Raw genomic sequence first — 15368 nt, 5'->3', positions numbered from 1 at the left:
GTGCCGGCCACACCGCGAGGAGTGGACGCATGAACATACTGGGCATCTCCGGCAGCCTGCGGCAGGCCTCCTTCAACACGGCCTTGCTGCATGCCGCGCAGGAGGTTGCGCCGGCAGGCATGAACATCGTGATCCATCGCCTGCACGAGTTGCCATTGTTCGACCAGGACGTGGAAGAGCAGGGCGACCCTGCGCCGGTGGCGGCCTTCAAGGAGGCCATCGACCGCGCCGACGGCATCCTCCTCGCTTGCCCGGAATACAACGGGGGCATCACCGGCGTGCTGAAGAACGCCGTGGACTGGGCGTCGCGCATCGGCAAGTCACGCCAGGTGGCCGCCCTCACCGGCAAGATGGTGTGCATCGTGGGCGCCAGTCCCGGCATCACCGGCACCGTGCGCGCCCAGGACCAGTTGCGCCTGGTGTTGCGGCGCGCCGGTGCGCGCACCGAGCCGCAGGGCGACGTGCTGGTGTTCCAGGCGCACACCAAGATCATCGAGGGCAGGCTTGCCGATGAGCGCACGCGCGAAGCGCTGGGCCGCCACCTGCAAGGATTTGCCGATCGGCTGGCTGCCGCGGCGAAAGAACTCTAATTTGAAACAGGAACGACCCGTGACTATCGATCTGGCCGTCATCGGCGGCAGCGGCTTGTACAACTTCCCGGGGCTGGAGAACACCTCCCGCCATAGCGTGGACACGCCCTTCGGCACCGCCTCGGGCGACGTGGTGATCGGCGACTTCGCCGGGCGCCGGGTGGCCTTCCTGGCCCGCCATGGCGAAAGCCACACCGTGCCGCCGCACCGCGTGAATTACCGCGCGAACCTGTGGGCCCTGCATGCGCTGGGTGCCCGCCGCGTCATCGGCGTCAACGCCGTGGGCGGCATCCGCGGCGACATGGGGCCGCGCGTCATCGTGGTGCCCGATCAGGTCATCGACTACACCCACGGCCGCTACACCAGTTTCTGCGACGTGGAGGGGGCGGAGGTCCGTCATATCGATTTCAGCGAGCCGTATACCGAGGCGTTGCGCCGCGAGTTGCTCGACGCGGCGGCGGCCGCCGGCGTGGCGGCGATCGACGGCGGTTGTTACGGCGCCACCCAGGGACCACGGCTGGAGACCCGCGCGGAAATCGCCCGCATGAAGCGCGACGGCTGCGACCTGGTCGGCATGACCGGCATGCCCGAGGCGGTGCTCGCCCGCGAGTTGGAGCTGGAATACGCCTGCCTGGCCCTGGTGGCCAACTTCGCGGCTGGTTGCGGCGACGAGGCCGAGATCAGCATCGAGGAAATCTTCGCCCATCTGGCCGCAGCGACCGCCGAAGTACCCCGCATCCTCGGGGTATTGCTCAAAAGGTGAGCAGTCGCCCGGCGTTTTGATCGTGCCAAAGTCATACCCGTATTGCGCTTTGCTATCAAACATGTTGATACTTCCGCTGTGCCAGGGGCGGCGGACCAAGGGGTCAAGGTGGTTCAGCGCTATACCGTGGTGCATCCAGTCCATGATTCAGAGGTTCACGCAATGCGTTTCGGTACGGTCAAGTGGTTCAACGATGCCAAGGGTTTCGGCTTCATCGCACCCGAGGACGGTGGGGAGGACGTGTTCGTCCACTTTTCGGCGATCAACGCCAAGGGCTTTCGCAGCCTGCAGGAAGGTCAGCGCGTGAAGTTCGAAGTCACCACGGGTCCGAAGGGCGCCCAGGCTTCGGGCGTCGAAATCGCTGGTTGATCTCGACGAGCCGGCAACGAGCCGCTCATCAGAGTGATTAGGGAGCCCCGCGTCGAAAGGCGCGGGGCTTTCTGCTTTTTGAAACGAACGATCGGAGCAGAGATGACAGACCGTAGAGATTTTCTGAAGGCTTCGCTGCTGGGCGCTTCCGCCCTGGCCTTGGCCGGCAAGGTGGAAGCGGCTACCCCGTTGCCCGCCAAGGGCGCCACCGGCGCGCGCGTCATTTCCACCTGGGACTTCGGCGTCGCCGCCAACCAGGCCGCCTGGACGGTGCTGTCCAAGGGAGGCCATGCGCTGGACGCGGTCGAGACCGGCGTGATGGTGCCCGAGGCCGACCTGAAGAATCACAGCGTGGGACGCGCGGGCTACCCGGACCGCGACGGCCACGTGACCCTGGACGCCAGCATCATGGACGCGGACGGCAGTTGCGGCGCCGTAGCGGCGCTGGAGCACATCGCCCATCCGATCCAGGTGGCGCGCCGGGTGATGGAACGCACGCCGCACGTGCTGCTGGTGGGCGATGGCGCGCTGCAGTTCGCGCTGGAGCAGGGCTTCAAGAAGGAAGAACTGCTGACGCCCGAATCCGAGCAGGCCTGGAAGGAGTGGCTGAAGAACGCCCACTACCAGCCCTCGATCAACAGCGAGGTGCGCGACTACGGCAAGACCGGCATGCCGGGCGGCAAGGATAACCACGACACCATCGGCATGCTGGCCATCGACGCCAGTGGCCGACTGGCCGGTGCCTGCACCACCAGCGGCATGGCCTGGAAGATGCGCGGCCGCGTGGGCGACAGCCCGATCATCGGCGCCGGGCTTTACGTGGATGGCGACGTGGGTGGCGCGACCTCGACAGGCGTGGGCGAGGAAGTGATCCGCAATGCCGGCAGCTTCCTGGTGGTCGAGTTGATGCGCCAGGGGCGTTCGCCGCAGGAAGCCTGCCAGGAAGCCGTCATGCGCATCGTCAAGAAGCGCCCCAATGCCTCCAAGGACCTGCAGGTGGGTTTCCTGGCGATGAACCGCCATGGCGAGGTGGGCGCGTTCGCGATCCAGCCCGGCTTCTCCTATGCCGTGTGCGACGCGAAGCGGCAGGACGGCTTGCTGCCCTCCAGGAGCGTGTACTGAGATGGCGGCGCGAGTGCTCGAGGTGGCGGCCAACTCGCTGGACTCCGCGCTGGCCGCGCAGTCGGGCGGAGCCGGGCGCATCGAGTTGTGCACGGCGCTGGAGCTGGGCGGGCTCACGCCTTCGCATGGCGAGATCGCCCTGGTGCGCGAGCACGTCAGGTTGCCGCTCTACGTGCTCATCCGGCCGCGCGCCGGTGACTTCCTGTACAGCGGGCACGAGCGCGCCACCATGCGCCGGGACATCGAAGCCTGCGCTGCGCTCGGTTGCGACGGCGTCGTGTTCGGCGTGCTGGATGCCGATGGCGACGTGGACATGGATAGCTGCAGCGAGCTTGCCGCGGCCGCGGGGCGGATGGGCATCACGTTCCATCGCGCCTTCGATCTCGTGCGCGATCCGGCGCGCGCACTGGAGGACATCATCGCCTTGCGTGCGGAGCGCGTGTTGACCTCCGGTGGTGCGCGTTCCGCACTGGAAGGCGCGGAGCGCATCCGCGAGTGCGTGGCGCAGGCGAACGGGCGCCTGGTGGTGATGCCGGGCGCCGGCGTCACGCCCGGCAATATCGCCCGCATCGCCACGCTGACCGGGGCGCGGGAACTGCACGCGTCGGCCAAGCGTGCGCACGCTTCCGGCATGACGCATCTGCCTGCCGACACGCTCGACATGGCCGGCGGCGAATGGCGTACCGACGAGGAGCAGGTGCGTGCCCTCGTGCAGGCGTGGGCTCCGGCCTAGGCGTTGCGCCGGCTTCTGCGCGGACAGGGCATGGCGTCAGGCGGTGAATTGCAGCCTGGCCAGTTCCGCGTAGAGACCACCTTCGGCGAGCAGGCTTTGGTGCGTGCCCTGCGCCACGATGCGGCCGCCGTCCATCACCACGATGCGGTCGGCGCGCTGCACGGTGGCGAGGCGGTGCGCGATGACGAGCGTGGTGCGTCCTTTCTCCAGCCGCTCCAGCGCCTGCTGGATGGCGGCTTCGGACTGCGCATCGAGCGCGGAGGTCGCTTCGTCCAGCAGCAACAACGGCGCGTCACGCAAGATCGCGCGCGCGATGGCGATGCGTTGGCGCTGGCCGCCGGAAAGGCGCACGCCGCGTTCGCCCAGTTCTTCGTCGTAGCCCTTGCCCATCGCGCTGATGAACTCGTGCGCCTCGGCGGCCCGCGCGGCATCGCGCACTTCATCGTCGTCCGCATCCTGGCGACCGAAGCGGATGTTGTCGGCCGCGCTGCCGCCGAAGATCACCGTTTCCTGCGGTACCAGCGCAATGGTGCCGCGCAGGTCGGGCAATGAAAGCGCGCGCAGGTCGACGCCGTCGAGCGCGATGCGGCCGGCCTGCGGGTCGTAGAAGCGCAGCAGCAGCGCGAACACCGTGCTCTTGCCCGCACCCGACGGACCGACCAGGGCCACGGTTTCGCCGGGGCGGATCGACAGGTCGAAGTCATGCAGCGCCGGTGCGTCGGGTCGCGACGGGTAGTGGAACGACACATGATCGAAACGAAGCGCACCCTGCACGGGCTTGGGCAGCGGCGTGGGCTGGGCGGGGCTGGTGATCCCGGCGCGCTCCTCGAACAGTTCGCCGATGCGCTCCATTGCGCCGGCCGCGCGCAGCACGTCGCCCCATACCTCGGAAAGACCCGCCAGCGAGCCGGCGGCGAAGATCGCGTACAGCACGAACTGCCCCAGCACGCCGGCGCCCAGCGTGCCGTTCAATACGTCGCGTGCGCCGGCCCACAGCACCAGGGTAATGGCGCCGAAGAACAGCACGATCACCGTGGCGGTCAACAGCGACCGCATGCCGATGCGCTTGCGCGCCGTGGCGAGCGCGCGGGTGATCGCGGCGCCATAGCGCGTGCTCTCGATGTCCTCGCGCGCATACGCTTTCACCGCGGGCGCTGCGTTGAGCGTTTCGTTGGCGATGGCGGCGGTGTCGGCCAGTCGATCCTGGCTGGCGCGCGACAGTTTCTGCACGCGACGGCCGAACACGAGTATCGGCAGCATCACCGCGGGAATCACCAGCGCGGTGAGGCCGGCGAGGCGCGGGCTGGTCCAGATCATCATCGCCGTGGCGCCCAGCAGCATCACCGCACTGCGTAGCGCCACCGAGATGCCCGAGCCGATCAGTGCCTGGATCACCTCGGTGTCGGTGCCCAGGCGGGAGATCAGTTCGCCCACGCGGCTGCGTTCGAAGAAGCTGACGTCGAGCCGGATCACGTGCGAATACAGCTTGGCGCGCAGCGAGGCCAGGGCACGCTCGCCCAGCAGGGTGATGCAGTAGTAGCGGGCCGCGGTGGCGAAGGCCAGCACCAGGGCCACGCCAAACAAGCCGAAAAACGTTGCGTTGATCGCCGAGGCGTTCGAATGGATGAACCCCTGGTCGATCATGTGCCGCACCGCCATCGGCAACACCAGCGTGGCGGTCGAGGACACGGCCAGAAACACCAGCCATCCCAGGGCCAGCCGGCGGTGCGGTTTTACGAATGGCCATAGCTGCAGCAGGGCGCCGACGCGGCGTGCGGGGCGTTGCGTGGTGGCGGCTTCGGTCATGGGCGGTTTCGAGTCCCGTTGGGTGGCCGAGGGCGCGCTCGCCCCCACAAGCCAACTACGTGGGGCGGTGCGGCTGCGATATCAATCCAGCCGTCTTGCGGCGTGCCGGCCGCGGCTGATGTCGGTGACGCGAGCCTGGGCCTCGGCGACGCGATGCTCGGGCAGCTGGATCTCCAGGGTGGCCCCCTCCGCGCCGAACTGCTCGTCCACGATGTCCGCGTCGAGTTCGCGCAATCGCGCCTTGAGCCGCGTGAGCTCGCCGAAATCGCAGCTCAGGCCCAGTCGTGCCATCGCCACGATGGGTATGCGCTCGGCGCGCCGCAGGCATTCCGCGGCGGTGCCGCCATAGGCGCGCACCAGGCCACCCGCGCCAAGCTTGATGCCGCCGTACCAGCGCGTCACCACCACCACGGCCCGGTCGATGCCCTGGCCCTCGATGGCCTGCAGGATCGGGCGGCCCGCCGTGCCGCCCGGTTCGCCGTCATCGTTGAAGCGATAGTCCTGGCCGATGTGGTACGCCCAGCAATGGTGCGTGGCCGCAACGTCGCTCACCTGCCGTACGAAATCCAGCGCCTGGCCCGGCGTCTGCACCGGCGCGGCCTGGGCGAGAAAGCGGCTCTTCTTGATGTCCTCGCTGTGCTGGCAGACGGTGGCAAGGGTGTACAGCGTGTCACTCATGGCGGGCTTGCTGATCCAGCAGGTCGCCCGGAACGGGAAGGTCCGGATGCGCCTTTCGGAAGTCGGAAAGCCGCTGGAGCGCTTCGTCACGGCGCTGCTGGGCAAACAGCTGCCGGATCTTGTCGAGCTCCTGCCCGGGACTGTCGGCGGGATCGGGGGCCGTCGGATCGGCCGGCGCGACGGTGGCGGAGGCGGGCGCGGCCATCCTCTTCGCGGCCATGAGGTGCCGGGTGTCTTCGTTGGCGCGGGCCTGCTTGGCCAGCGGCGAAGGTGCATAGGCTTGGGTTGCGGCAGGCGCCGGCGGGGCGGGCGCGGGAACGGGCGCGGATGCCTCCATGCCCTGATCCTGGATGGCCGGTGCGGGTGCCGGCGCGGGTGCCGCGCGCCGGGTGGCGGGAGCGGCCGGGAGCACGCGCGGCTTCAGCGCGGAGCGGATGGATTCGTGCGGTTGTGACGCCATTGCCGGGGCGGAGGCGGCCATTGAAGGGGGCTCCGCTGCCGTGGGTTCGGCCGTCGTCTTCGATGCGAGGGCAGGTGCAGCGGGCGTGGCCGCTTCGCCACCCGCGACCCTTGGCAGGGACGTCGGCGCGCGCTCGGGCGACTGTTCGAACAGGCGCCAGCTGATGCCTCCAGCCAGCACCAGCACGGCGATGCCGGCGGCCATGGCCGGCCAGCGCGCGCGGCGTTTCGTTGGGCGCACGGCATCGGCGGCCATGCGGTGCACGGCCTCATCGAGCGACGGCGAAGGCTGCTTGCGCGGCAGGCTGCCGTACAGTGCCTTGAGGTCGTCTTCGCCGGGCAGCGAATCGTCGTCGTGATGATCGTGCGTGTTCATTCGGCCAACTGTTCGCGCAATCGGTTCATGGCATACCGCAGGCGTGATTTTGCCGTTTCGCGACCCACGCCGGTGACTTCCGCAATCTCCTCCACGCTCAGGTCGTTTTCCAGCCGCAGCAGCACGGCGGTGCGCTGTTCGTCGGGCAGGTTTTCGATCGCGCGCTGCAGCCGGCGACGACGTTCGAAATCCGACAGGACGTGTTCGGGTTGTTCGTTCCCGGGAGCGGGCAGGTTGCCCAGGGCCGCTTCCGCTTCTTCGCCATCCGCCATGGGGCGCTTGCGCCGGTAACTGTCGATGAGCAGGTTGTGGGCGATCTGCAGCAGCCAGGTACTGAACTTCGCCTGTGGCGTGTAACGCGCACGTGACGCGACGACGCGGCTCCAGGTTTCCTGGAACAGCTCTTCGGCCAATGCCGTGTCGCGCGCGCTGCGCACCAGGAAGCGATACAGCGTGCCCCGGTGGCGCGCGTAGAGCGTGTCGAACGCCGACAGCTCGCCTTGCGCATAGGCGAGCATCAGCGTTGCGTCATCGTCCACGGGGGCATCCATGGGCGAGAAGGTTAAGGCAAAGCGGCCATGGCGATAAGCGCCGGCCTCCGGCGAGGCGAGCCGCTGCCTAAGGGAATCGTGCATGGGGCAGGGATGCGTTCGATGGGCTCATGTCCATGTAACGCCCCTTGGCCGGGGGCGGGGTTGTGCCCCGTGACGATTACTGCGGCGTGTAAGTCCAGACCCGGGCCTCGCTGGCAATGCTCAGGATGCGGCCGTTGCGGCGGATCAGGTGATCGGTGGTGCGATCGCGCGCAATGGTCATGTCGCCCAGTGTCGCGCTCGATGTCGTCTGCACCTCGGCACGCTTGCGATCGGGCGACAGTTCGATGCTCTTGATCTCGTAATCGATCTTCAATGCCAGCCGGCCGCCGGTGGCCACGCTGAGCTGTTGCATGGCCGCGATGGATTGCTTGATGCGCTGGCATTGGCCGGCCTTGTCGAAATGCGCCTCGGTGTCGTCCTGGCGCGAGGTTTCGCTGCCCGCATAGTCATCGCTCATGCGCATGCACAGGAATTCGCCGTCGAAGCGGCGCATGGCGTCCATGTCGGCTTCGTAGCTGGCGCGGATATCCGCATCGGTCATGCGGCGGCTATGGTCGAAGTACCACCACGCCAGGCCGGCGAGTATCGCCAGCAGGATCAGCTTCTTCATGGTCCCCTCCCTGTGATGGGCCGGCCTGGGAAAGGCCGGTCCAACCTGCATCCGTTGCGCAAGTTCTTGCGACTATGCCGCATGCAAGGCCGCGTGTCACCTGGCGGGAATGACCGGGCCGGGTTCGACGTGGCTGAAGTCTTCGGGGGCGAGTTTCTGCGTGAGCCGGAACACGCCTTCATGCACCAGGCGCGGCAGCACCACGTCCAGCACGGTGGTCTGGTGCGGGCCGAGGGCGTCGAAAAGATCGTCGGATGTCGCCATGGCCGCCGCCGCATGGTGGACGAAGCCTGCGAGATCGGCGGGCTGCACGCTGACGCTGTAGGGGCGATGCACTTCGGTCGCGGCGCGCAGCGTCTTGCGGGCGTTGGCCGGATCCGCGATGCGCGGACTGCCCGACAGCAACGCATGGTTGAGGAACATCGACACCACGTGTGGCTGATGGCTGTTCGCCTGCCGGTCGAGCATGAAACCCTGGGGCATCCAGTCGGGGTTCGGCGGTGTGCCGGCGTTGAGCAGAAGGCGGCTGCCGCGCAAAGGCTCGCCGCTTTCGTCGGTGAGTCGCACGATCATCAGGCTGCGGGGATCATGGATGTGCACACGCGGGGAGAACGGGCCGACCGGTTCCAGTTCGACGCGGTCGGCATCGCGCTGGGCGTTTTCCGCATCGAAGGCATCGCACAACTGCTGGTAGCCGCCAGCGTCCTTCACCCGCAGGCAGCGCAGCAACGCATCCATCGTGGCCTGCGGCGCGGCGGCCATGATGCCTTGGCCCGTACCGGAATGGGCGGCGCCGGGAATCAGCTTGAACGCCGTGCGCGGTGCTCGCGTCACTTGCAAGGCGAGCGCGTCGATGGCGTTGCCGTCATTGCGCGCGAGCACGGCGTGCCGCGCATTGAGGTTGGCGGCGGCGATGCGCACCACGCCATCGGAGCCGTCCTCGCCCGTGTAGCTGTTGAGGTGGTCATACAGGGAGCGGTCGGGACGATCGCCCGTGAGCACGAACAGATACTGGCCCTTTTGCGCCGGATCGTCGCCGTGGACATGGTCGAGGTTGAGCGACAGCGATTCGGCGCTGCCCAGCTCCAGCCAATCGAGGATGCGCTGGCCGGGATCGACGCCGTCGAACCAGGCGCGTAGCCGGCCCAATACGCCCTTGCCGAGTTGCGCCAGGGCGGAACCGAAGTTGGCAGGGGCCAGCATCATCAGATGCGTCAGCCGGATGGTGCTGTAGGCACCCGGCCGTTCGCGCTGCGCCCGCAACCATTCGCGCAGCACGGGGCCGCCGGTGGAATGGGTGATGCAGGCGAAGCTCGCGTCCACCAGGTGCAGGTCACGCAGCGCGTGATCGAAGGCGCGAACCACGTCGGCCATGGTCACCGCATCGTCGAAGCTCACGTATTCGGACAGCCAGATGTCCGCCAGGTTGAGCGCGATGCCTTGCGCAGCCGCCTGCTGCTGCAGGCGCTGGGGCAGGTTGCCGTACGTGGAGGTGTTGGTGACGCTCCAGCCGTGGACGAAAACGAGTGTGGTCATGACCTGGTTCCCTGCCGGGTTTGGAGGCCGCCTTCCAGCACGCGCGAGCGAAGCACTCTCGCCCGGTCTTGCGGCAAGGCCCTAAGATGCCACGAGTCTCCATGGATCAGGAAAACCCATGCTCTCCGTCATGTTCGTGATGCTGCTGCTGGCCGCGTGGTGCTATCGACGGCGTTGGCGCCGAACCGGTGCGGCACTGGCAGCCTTGCTCGCCGTGCTGTTCTTCGGCATTGGTTCGGGCGCGATACCGCGCCTTCTTCTTTATCCGTTGCAGGATCCGTATGCGGCGACGCCGAAGATCGAGTGGGCCGGCACCAACGTGATACTGCTGCTGGCCGCGGGCACGGCGGTGCTGCCGGATGAGCCGTTGCAGCCTTCGTATTTCTCCGATGGACGCCTGTTGCGCGCCGCGCAGCTGTACAGCGAGTGCCATGCCGCGGGCAAGCAGTGCCGCATCCTGGTGACGGGCGGCGACTCGCAGGGCCACGGCGAGGCGGAGTCGGTGGTGTACGGCCGCGCGCTGCGCCGGTTGGGCATTCCCGCATCGGACCTGTTGCTCGAAACGCGCAGCATGACGACCTGGCAGAACGCGCAGTTCAGTCGTCCGATCCTGGCGGCGCAGGCGCCGCAGCACGTGGTGATGGTGACCTCGGGCGTGCATCTGCGCCGTTCGCTGCTGTATTTCGGGCATTTCGGCATGGAGCCGCAACCGGTGGCAGGCGATTGGGTCAACCCGCGCTGGGAGCCCTTTCCCGACTCGTGGAACGTCATGCTGGCGGACGCGGCCATGCATGAGTACCTGGGCATCCTGCGCTACCACGTCTACAACGCACTCGGCTTGAATGCGCCGCCGTCGCCGCGGGTGGCCGGCTGAGTCGCTCCACACCGTTCATTTTCCAGCCAGCTACGACGCCCGTATCCACGTAACCTTGCCCGCTTCACCTGCCGGGTTTCCCATGGATACCGATTCGACGCCCCAGCCGCACACCCGTGCGGCGCTTCCGCTTGCCCCATCGCTGGATCCGGCGCTGATCGCCGCGCACATGCCGCGGCAGTTCCGCCCGCTGGAGCTGCGGGTGGCATGGATTGCCGCGCTTGCCATGGCGCTGGGCGGTGTCGTCGCGCTGGTGGCGCGTGCGCTCACGGCCTTGATCGGGCTGGTGACGAACCTGGCCTTCTACGGCCGCGTCAGCGCGGAGTTCAGCAGTCCCGCCGGCAATCACCTGGGCTTGTGGGTGATCGGGGTGCCTGTCGTCGGCGGCCTGATCGTCGGTGCGATGGCGCGTTGGGGGTCGCGTGCCATCCGCGGCCACGGCATTCCGGAGGCGATGGAACAGGTGCTCCTCAACGAGAGCCGCATTCCGCCGCGCATGACCTGGCTCAAGCCGGTGTCGTCGGCCATCGCCATCGGTACCGGCGGCCCGTTCGGCGCCGAAGGCCCGATCATCGCCACGGGCGGTGCGCTGGGTTCGTTACTGGGCCAGTTTCTCCATGTCACCGCCGACGAGCGCAAGACGCTGCTGGCTGCCGGCGCGGCGGCCGGCATGGCGGCGGTGTTCTCCGCGCCGATTTCGTCGGTGCTGCTGGCGCTCGAACTGCTGCTGTTCGAACGCCGCGCGCGTTCGCTGATTCCGGTGGCGCTGGCCGCCGCCGTGGGTACGGGCGTGCGCTACGTGCTGGAAGGCAACGAGCCGATGTTCGCCATGCCGCCGGTCGCCGCGCCGTCACTGGCGGCGTTGGCCGTCTATATGGCCATGGGCCTGCTGACCGGCGTCGCGAGCGTGGGCATCACCAAGCTCACCTATGCGATCGAGGATGCCTTCGAGAAACTGCCGATCCACTGGATGTGGTGGCCGGCCCTGGGCGGCGTGGTGGTGGGCGTGGTCGGCTACGTGATGCCGGCGACGCTGGGCGTGGGCTACACCAACATCTCCACCGTGCTCAGCGGGCAGATCGGCATGGCGGCAATGCTCGCGCTGTGCCTGCTCAAGCTGGTGTCATGGTCGGTGTCGCTGGGCAGCGGCACCTCGGGCGGCACGCTGGCGCCCATGTTCACCATCGGCGGCGCCATGGGCGGCGTGATGGGCGCGGCCTGCGTGGCGTGGCTGCCGGGCCTGCAGGTGGACCCGCACATGGCCGCGCTGGTGTGCATGGCGGCCATCTTTGCCGGCGCGTCGCGCGCGTTCCTCACCTCGGTGGTGTTCGCGTTCGAGACGACGCAGCAGACGCAGGGGCTGCTGCCGCTGCTTGCCGGGTGCGCGGCGGCCTACCTGGTGTCCGGCCTGCTGATGCGCCACACCATCATGACCGAGAAGATCGCGCGCCGTGGCGTACACGTGCCGTCGGAATACGCGGCGGACCATCTGGAGCGCATCAGCGTGGGCGATGCCTGCAGCCGGGAGGTGGTGAGCCTGCGTGCATCGCAGTCCCTTGGTGAGGTACGCGATTGGCTTGGCCACGACCACGCGAAGACGCGCCACCAGGGCTTCCCCGTGCTGGCGGACGATGGGCGCTTGCTTGGCGTGGTGACGCGTCGCGATCTGCTCAACGCACATGCGTCCGCGGATGCCCTGGTCGGTTCGGTGGTGCGTCGTCCGCCGCTGGTGGTGCGCGAAACCCACACGCTGCGCGAAGCGGCCGATCACATGGTCGAGGCGGACGTGGGGCGCCTGGTGGTGATGGGCGGGGAGGGTGGCACGCGGATGGTGGGCATCCTCACCCGCGGCGACCTGCTGGCGGCCCATGCGCGTCGCCTGCGCGAAGCACGCGAGGCGAGCCGTCACCTGGGACGCAAGGGCGCGGCCTGAAGCCGCGCCCCGCATCATTCAGGCGGCCTTGAGCGAAGCGATGTCGATCACGAAGCGGTACTTCACGTCGCTCTTCAACATGCGCTCGTAGGCATGGTTGATGTCCTTGATGTCGATGACCTCGATATCGCTGGCGATGCCGTGCTCGGCGCAGAAGTCGAGCATCTCCTGGGTTTCGGCAATGCCGCCGATGGCCGAGCCCGAGATCGAGCGGCGGCCGAGGATTACCATCGCGGCCTGCACTGGCGGTTCGATCGGCTCCAGCAGGCCCACCAGGCAGAGCACGCCGTTGAGCTTGAGCGTGGCGAGGTAGGGGTTGAGGTCGTGCGGCGAGGGCACGGTGTCGAGGATGAAATCGAACTGGCGTGCCGCGGCGGCCATCTGCTGCGCATCGGTGGACAGCACCACGTGATCGGCGCCAAGGCGGCGTGCTTCGGCTTCCTTGCCCGGCGTGCGGGTGAACAGGGTGACGTCGGCCCCCATCGCCTTGGCGAACTTCAGGCCCATGTGGCCCAGGCCGCCCAGGCCGATCACGGCCACCTTGCTGCCCTTGCCGATCTTCCAGTGGCGCAGCGGTGACCAGGTGGTGATGCCGGCGCACAGCAGCGGTGCCGCGGCCTTGGGGTCCAGCTTGTCGGAAATGCGCACGACGAACTTGTCCGACACCACGATGCGCTCGGAGTAGCCGCCGAAGGTCGGCAGGCCGTCGTGGCGATCCTTGTCGTTGTAGGTCCAGGTCGCGCCGTTTTCGCAATAGGGCTCGAGGCCGGCGTCGCAGGAGGCGCAATGCTGGCAGGAATCGACCATGCAGCCGACGCCGACCATCTCGCCGACCTTGAACTTGCCGACCTTGTCGCCGACGGCGCTGACGCGGCCGATGATCTCGTGGCCCGGCACTAGCGGGTACACGCTGCTGTGCCATTCGTTGCGGGCCTGGTGCAGGTCCGAGTGGCAGACGCCGCAATAGAGGATGTCGATCACCACGTCGTCGGGACGCGGATCGCGGCGTTCGAACTGATAAGGGGCGACCGGGGACGTGGCCGATTGAGCGGCGTAGCCGCGGATGGAGAGAGCCATGCTTAACTCCTGGGGGTGAAAACGGCGAAGACCCGGAAGTATGGTCGGATGAGCCGCGCCGCGGGTAGCCGGATCCTGCGCGATCCTTGCCTGATCCTGCGCGAAGGCGGGCAAGGTACTCGCCACGGCATGGAGGAACGGGCAATCTAGTCTCGTCCCCTGTTTCAGCAAAGCCATGAACAGCAAGCTTTCCAGCCCCGTGGAGCCCTCGCGCCTGGACCAGGATCGCGAGGAATTGACAGCCCTGATTGAACGATTGGCGCCCACCGAGGGCGTGCATGCCACGGCCTGGCCGGCGCTCAGCCTCTTTCGCGCCAATACCCCGGGCGTGCCCACCTGCGCCATGTACGAGCCCGGCCTGGGGCTCGCGCTGATGGGGGCCAAGCAGATCCTGCTGGGCCAGCAGGTGTTCGTGCACGAGCCTGCTTCTTACCTCGTCACGTCGGTGGATGTGCCGGTGTCCTCGCAGGTGTTGCGTGCCACCGAGACCGAGCCCTGCCTGTGCCTCACGTTCCGGCTCGACATGGCGCGCATACGCGAAATGCTGCCCGAGGTCGCCGCCGATCGGGCGCTGGGCGCGCCCGCGGCGGGCATTTCGCTCAGCCCCCTGGAGGCCGGCCTGCTCGATCCGTTGCTGCGTCTCGTGCGATTGCTCGATACGCCCAGGGACCTGGCGATGCTCGGTCCGCTGATCGAGCACGAAGTGCTCTATCGATTGCTCACCGGCGGGCAGGGCATGCGACTGGTGCAGATCGCCACGTCCGGCAGCCAGGGGCATCAGGTCTCGCGCGCGATCGAGTGGCTGCGCAGGCACTACGATGAACCGCTGCGCATCGACGAACTGGCCGGCCGCGTCAACATGAGCAGTTCATCGCTGCATCACCACTTCCGTGCGATTACGGCCATGAGTCCGTTGCAATACCAGAAACAGTTGCGGTTGCACGAGGCGAGGCGGCTGTTGCTGGCCGGGCAATGCGACGTGGCCACGGCCGCCCACCGCGTGGGCTACGAAAGCCCGTCGCAGTTCAGTCGTGAATACAGCCGCCACTTCGGTGCGCCGCCGCTGCGCGACGTGTCGCGCCTGCGCCTGGCGGAGGCTGTCGCCGGTTGACGGGGGACTTTCATGTGGGAGCGCACCCCGTGCGCGACGCGATCACCGGATCGTTGGGCAAGCATGAGTCGCGCACAGGGTGCGCTCCCACATATAACGATCGCTGAAGGAACTGTCCGTGGCTTACAGAGGAAATAGATGAACCTGGCTTTGTTCGACTTCGACGGCACCATCACCACCAAGGAGCTGTTCCGTCCGTTTCTGGAATTCGCGGTGCCGTCGATCAGGCTACGCTGGGGCGGCCTGCTGTTGGCGCCGATGGTGCTGGGCTACACGTTCGGCATCGTGCCGTCCAATACCATGCGCGCCAGCGCGGTTCGGCTCGGCCTGCAGGGCATGGACGAGGCGCACGCGAACGAACAGGGGCGTCGTTTCGCCCACGAAATCATCCCGCACGCCCTGCGCGACAACGCGCTCGAGCGCATTCTCTGGCACAAGCGCCAGGGGGACCGCGTAGTGGTGGTTTCGGGCGCGCTGGATATCTACCTGTCCCATTGGTGCCGGCAGCATGACCTCGAGCTGCTGTGTTCGGCGCTGGAAAGCCGCCGGGGCCGTTTGACCGGCAGGTACCGGGGCGCGCAGTGCGTGGGCGCGGAAAAACGTCGCCGCGTACATGCCGCTTACGACGTCGACGCCTACCCGGTCGTCTATGCCTACGGGGACACGCACGAGGATCGCGAATTGCTGCAGATGGCCCATCGCCGCTTCTTCCAGTGGCGCGAGGTGGCCTGAGCA

The 15368-nt window shown here is 67.7% G+C and carries 16 protein-coding genes; 9 read left to right on the top strand and 7 right to left on the bottom strand.

What is annotated here, in order from left to right; translation table 11 throughout:
- Positions 1 to 29 precede the first annotated feature (29 nt).
- The 5 genes from JMF82_RS10720 to JMF82_RS10700 all read left to right on the top strand — a co-directional run bounded on the left by JMF82_RS10720 (position 30) and on the right by JMF82_RS10700 (position 3577).
- The gene (locus JMF82_RS10720) at positions 30 to 590 is read left to right on the top strand and encodes an NADPH-dependent FMN reductase (protein WP_201314513.1); all 561 of its coding nucleotides are present in this window, start codon (positions 30 to 32) and stop codon (positions 588 to 590) included.
- Between the two features lie 19 nt (positions 591 to 609).
- Complete coding sequence (locus JMF82_RS10715; protein WP_201314512.1) at positions 610 to 1353, top strand: S-methyl-5'-thioinosine phosphorylase; 744 nt, start codon at positions 610 to 612, stop codon at positions 1351 to 1353.
- A 162-nt stretch (positions 1354 to 1515) separates the two neighbouring features.
- Positions 1516 to 1722 (top strand): cold-shock protein, encoded by a 207-nt coding sequence (locus JMF82_RS10710; RefSeq protein WP_019465945.1) that lies wholly within the window; start codon positions 1516 to 1518, stop codon positions 1720 to 1722.
- A 102-nt stretch (positions 1723 to 1824) separates the two neighbouring features.
- Entirely contained in the window at positions 1825 to 2844 is a 1020-nt protein-coding gene (locus JMF82_RS10705; protein WP_201314511.1) for a N(4)-(beta-N-acetylglucosaminyl)-L-asparaginase, read from the top strand.
- 1 nt (position 2845) lies between these two features.
- Positions 2846 to 3577: a copper homeostasis protein CutC gene (locus JMF82_RS10700; RefSeq protein ID WP_201314510.1), complete on the top strand. Its 732-nt coding sequence runs from the start codon at positions 2846 to 2848 to the stop codon at positions 3575 to 3577.
- A 36-nt stretch (positions 3578 to 3613) separates the two neighbouring features.
- On the opposite strand, the gene JMF82_RS10695 is transcribed toward JMF82_RS10700, so the two are convergent.
- The 6 genes from JMF82_RS10695 to JMF82_RS10670 all read right to left on the bottom strand — a co-directional run bounded on the left by JMF82_RS10695 (position 3614) and on the right by JMF82_RS10670 (position 9638).
- Positions 3614 to 5383 (bottom strand): ABC transporter transmembrane domain-containing protein, encoded by a 1770-nt coding sequence (locus JMF82_RS10695; RefSeq protein WP_201314509.1) that lies wholly within the window; start codon positions 5381 to 5383, stop codon positions 3614 to 3616.
- 81 nt (positions 5384 to 5464) lie between these two features.
- Complete coding sequence (locus tag JMF82_RS10690; RefSeq protein ID WP_201314508.1) at positions 5465 to 6061, bottom strand: YigZ family protein; 597 nt, start codon at positions 6059 to 6061, stop codon at positions 5465 to 5467.
- The gene (locus tag JMF82_RS10685; protein ID WP_201314507.1) at positions 6054 to 6896 is read right to left on the bottom strand and encodes a hypothetical protein; all 843 of its coding nucleotides are present in this window, start codon (positions 6894 to 6896) and stop codon (positions 6054 to 6056) included. Before JMF82_RS10685 ends, JMF82_RS10690 begins: the two co-directional genes overlap by 8 nt.
- On the bottom strand, positions 6893 to 7447 hold the full coding sequence (locus JMF82_RS10680; RefSeq protein ID WP_201314506.1) for an RNA polymerase sigma factor: 555 nt from the start codon (positions 7445 to 7447) through the stop codon (positions 6893 to 6895). The genes JMF82_RS10685 and JMF82_RS10680 overlap by 4 nt, the downstream gene beginning before the upstream one ends.
- Before the next feature lie 160 nt (positions 7448 to 7607).
- Entirely contained in the window at positions 7608 to 8102 is a 495-nt protein-coding gene (locus tag JMF82_RS10675; RefSeq protein WP_201314505.1) for a hypothetical protein, read from the bottom strand.
- 96 nt (positions 8103 to 8198) lie between these two features.
- Entirely contained in the window at positions 8199 to 9638 is a 1440-nt protein-coding gene (locus JMF82_RS10670) for a phospholipase (RefSeq protein WP_201314504.1), read from the bottom strand.
- 118 nt (positions 9639 to 9756) lie between these two features.
- Between JMF82_RS10670 and JMF82_RS10665 the strand changes: the two genes are divergently transcribed.
- Together JMF82_RS10665 and JMF82_RS10660 are read left to right on the top strand one after the other, a co-directional pair.
- Positions 9757 to 10512, top strand: a complete 756-nt coding sequence (locus tag JMF82_RS10665) for a YdcF family protein (protein WP_201314503.1) — start codon at positions 9757 to 9759, stop codon at positions 10510 to 10512.
- Between the two features lie 169 nt (positions 10513 to 10681).
- Positions 10682 to 12445, top strand: a complete 1764-nt coding sequence (locus tag JMF82_RS10660) for a chloride channel protein (RefSeq protein ID WP_201314532.1) — start codon at positions 10682 to 10684, stop codon at positions 12443 to 12445.
- An 18-nt stretch (positions 12446 to 12463) separates the two neighbouring features.
- On the opposite strand, the gene JMF82_RS10655 is transcribed toward JMF82_RS10660, so the two are convergent.
- On the bottom strand, positions 12464 to 13522 hold the full coding sequence (locus JMF82_RS10655; RefSeq protein ID WP_201314502.1) for an NAD(P)-dependent alcohol dehydrogenase: 1059 nt from the start codon (positions 13520 to 13522) through the stop codon (positions 12464 to 12466).
- 175 nt (positions 13523 to 13697) lie between these two features.
- Here JMF82_RS10655 and JMF82_RS10650 point away from each other — a divergent pair, with 175 nt between their 5' ends.
- Positions 13698 to 14633 (top strand): AraC family transcriptional regulator, encoded by a 936-nt coding sequence (locus tag JMF82_RS10650; RefSeq protein WP_201314501.1) that lies wholly within the window; start codon positions 13698 to 13700, stop codon positions 14631 to 14633.
- Positions 14634 to 14771: 138 nt separating this feature from the next.
- A complete protein-coding gene (locus tag JMF82_RS10645; RefSeq protein WP_201314500.1) occupies positions 14772 to 15365 on the top strand; it encodes an HAD-IB family hydrolase in 594 nt (197 codons plus the stop codon).
- Positions 15366 to 15368 lie beyond the last annotated feature (3 nt).

It is taken from the genome of Dyella sp. EPa41 (genome assembly GCF_016586165.1).
GTDB lineage: Bacteria > Pseudomonadota > Gammaproteobacteria > Xanthomonadales > Rhodanobacteraceae > Dyella.
The sequence above is the reverse complement of the archived record's forward strand: the minus strand, read 5'-3'. Positions and strand labels throughout refer to the sequence as shown.

What these genes read in the sequence shown, in the direction of transcription:
- JMF82_RS10720 (WP_201314513.1), top strand. Translation starts at nt 30, where the DNA reads ATGAACATACTGGGCATCTCCGGCAGCCTGCGGCAGGCCTCCTTCAAC.
- JMF82_RS10710 (WP_019465945.1), top strand. Translation starts at nt 1,516, where the DNA reads ATGCGTTTCGGTACGGTCAAGTGGTTCAACGATGCCAAGGGTTTCGGC.
- JMF82_RS10705 (WP_201314511.1), top strand. Translation starts at nt 1,825, where the DNA reads ATGACAGACCGTAGAGATTTTCTGAAGGCTTCGCTGCTGGGCGCTTCC.
- JMF82_RS10700 (WP_201314510.1), top strand. Translation starts at nt 2,846, where the DNA reads ATGGCGGCGCGAGTGCTCGAGGTGGCGGCCAACTCGCTGGACTCCGCG.
- JMF82_RS10695 (WP_201314509.1), bottom strand. Translation starts at nt 5,383, where the DNA reads ATGACCGAAGCCGCCACCACGCAACGCCCCGCACGCCGCGTCGGCGCC.
- JMF82_RS10690 (WP_201314508.1), bottom strand. Translation starts at nt 6,061, where the DNA reads ATGAGTGACACGCTGTACACCCTTGCCACCGTCTGCCAGCACAGCGAG.
- JMF82_RS10685 (WP_201314507.1), bottom strand. Translation starts at nt 6,896, where the DNA reads ATGAACACGCACGATCATCACGACGACGATTCGCTGCCCGGCGAAGAC.
- JMF82_RS10680 (WP_201314506.1), bottom strand. Translation starts at nt 7,447, where the DNA reads ATGGATGCCCCCGTGGACGATGACGCAACGCTGATGCTCGCCTATGCG.
- JMF82_RS10675 (WP_201314505.1), bottom strand. Translation starts at nt 8,102, where the DNA reads ATGAAGAAGCTGATCCTGCTGGCGATACTCGCCGGCCTGGCGTGGTGG.
- JMF82_RS10670 (WP_201314504.1), bottom strand. Translation starts at nt 9,638, where the DNA reads ATGACCACACTCGTTTTCGTCCACGGCTGGAGCGTCACCAACACCTCC.
- JMF82_RS10665 (WP_201314503.1), top strand. Translation starts at nt 9,757, where the DNA reads ATGCTCTCCGTCATGTTCGTGATGCTGCTGCTGGCCGCGTGGTGCTAT.
- JMF82_RS10660 (WP_201314532.1), top strand. Translation starts at nt 10,682, where the DNA reads ATGCCGCGGCAGTTCCGCCCGCTGGAGCTGCGGGTGGCATGGATTGCC.
- JMF82_RS10655 (WP_201314502.1), bottom strand. Translation starts at nt 13,522, where the DNA reads ATGGCTCTCTCCATCCGCGGCTACGCCGCTCAATCGGCCACGTCCCCG.
- JMF82_RS10650 (WP_201314501.1), top strand. Translation starts at nt 13,698, where the DNA reads ATGAACAGCAAGCTTTCCAGCCCCGTGGAGCCCTCGCGCCTGGACCAG.
- JMF82_RS10645 (WP_201314500.1), top strand. Translation starts at nt 14,772, where the DNA reads ATGAACCTGGCTTTGTTCGACTTCGACGGCACCATCACCACCAAGGAG.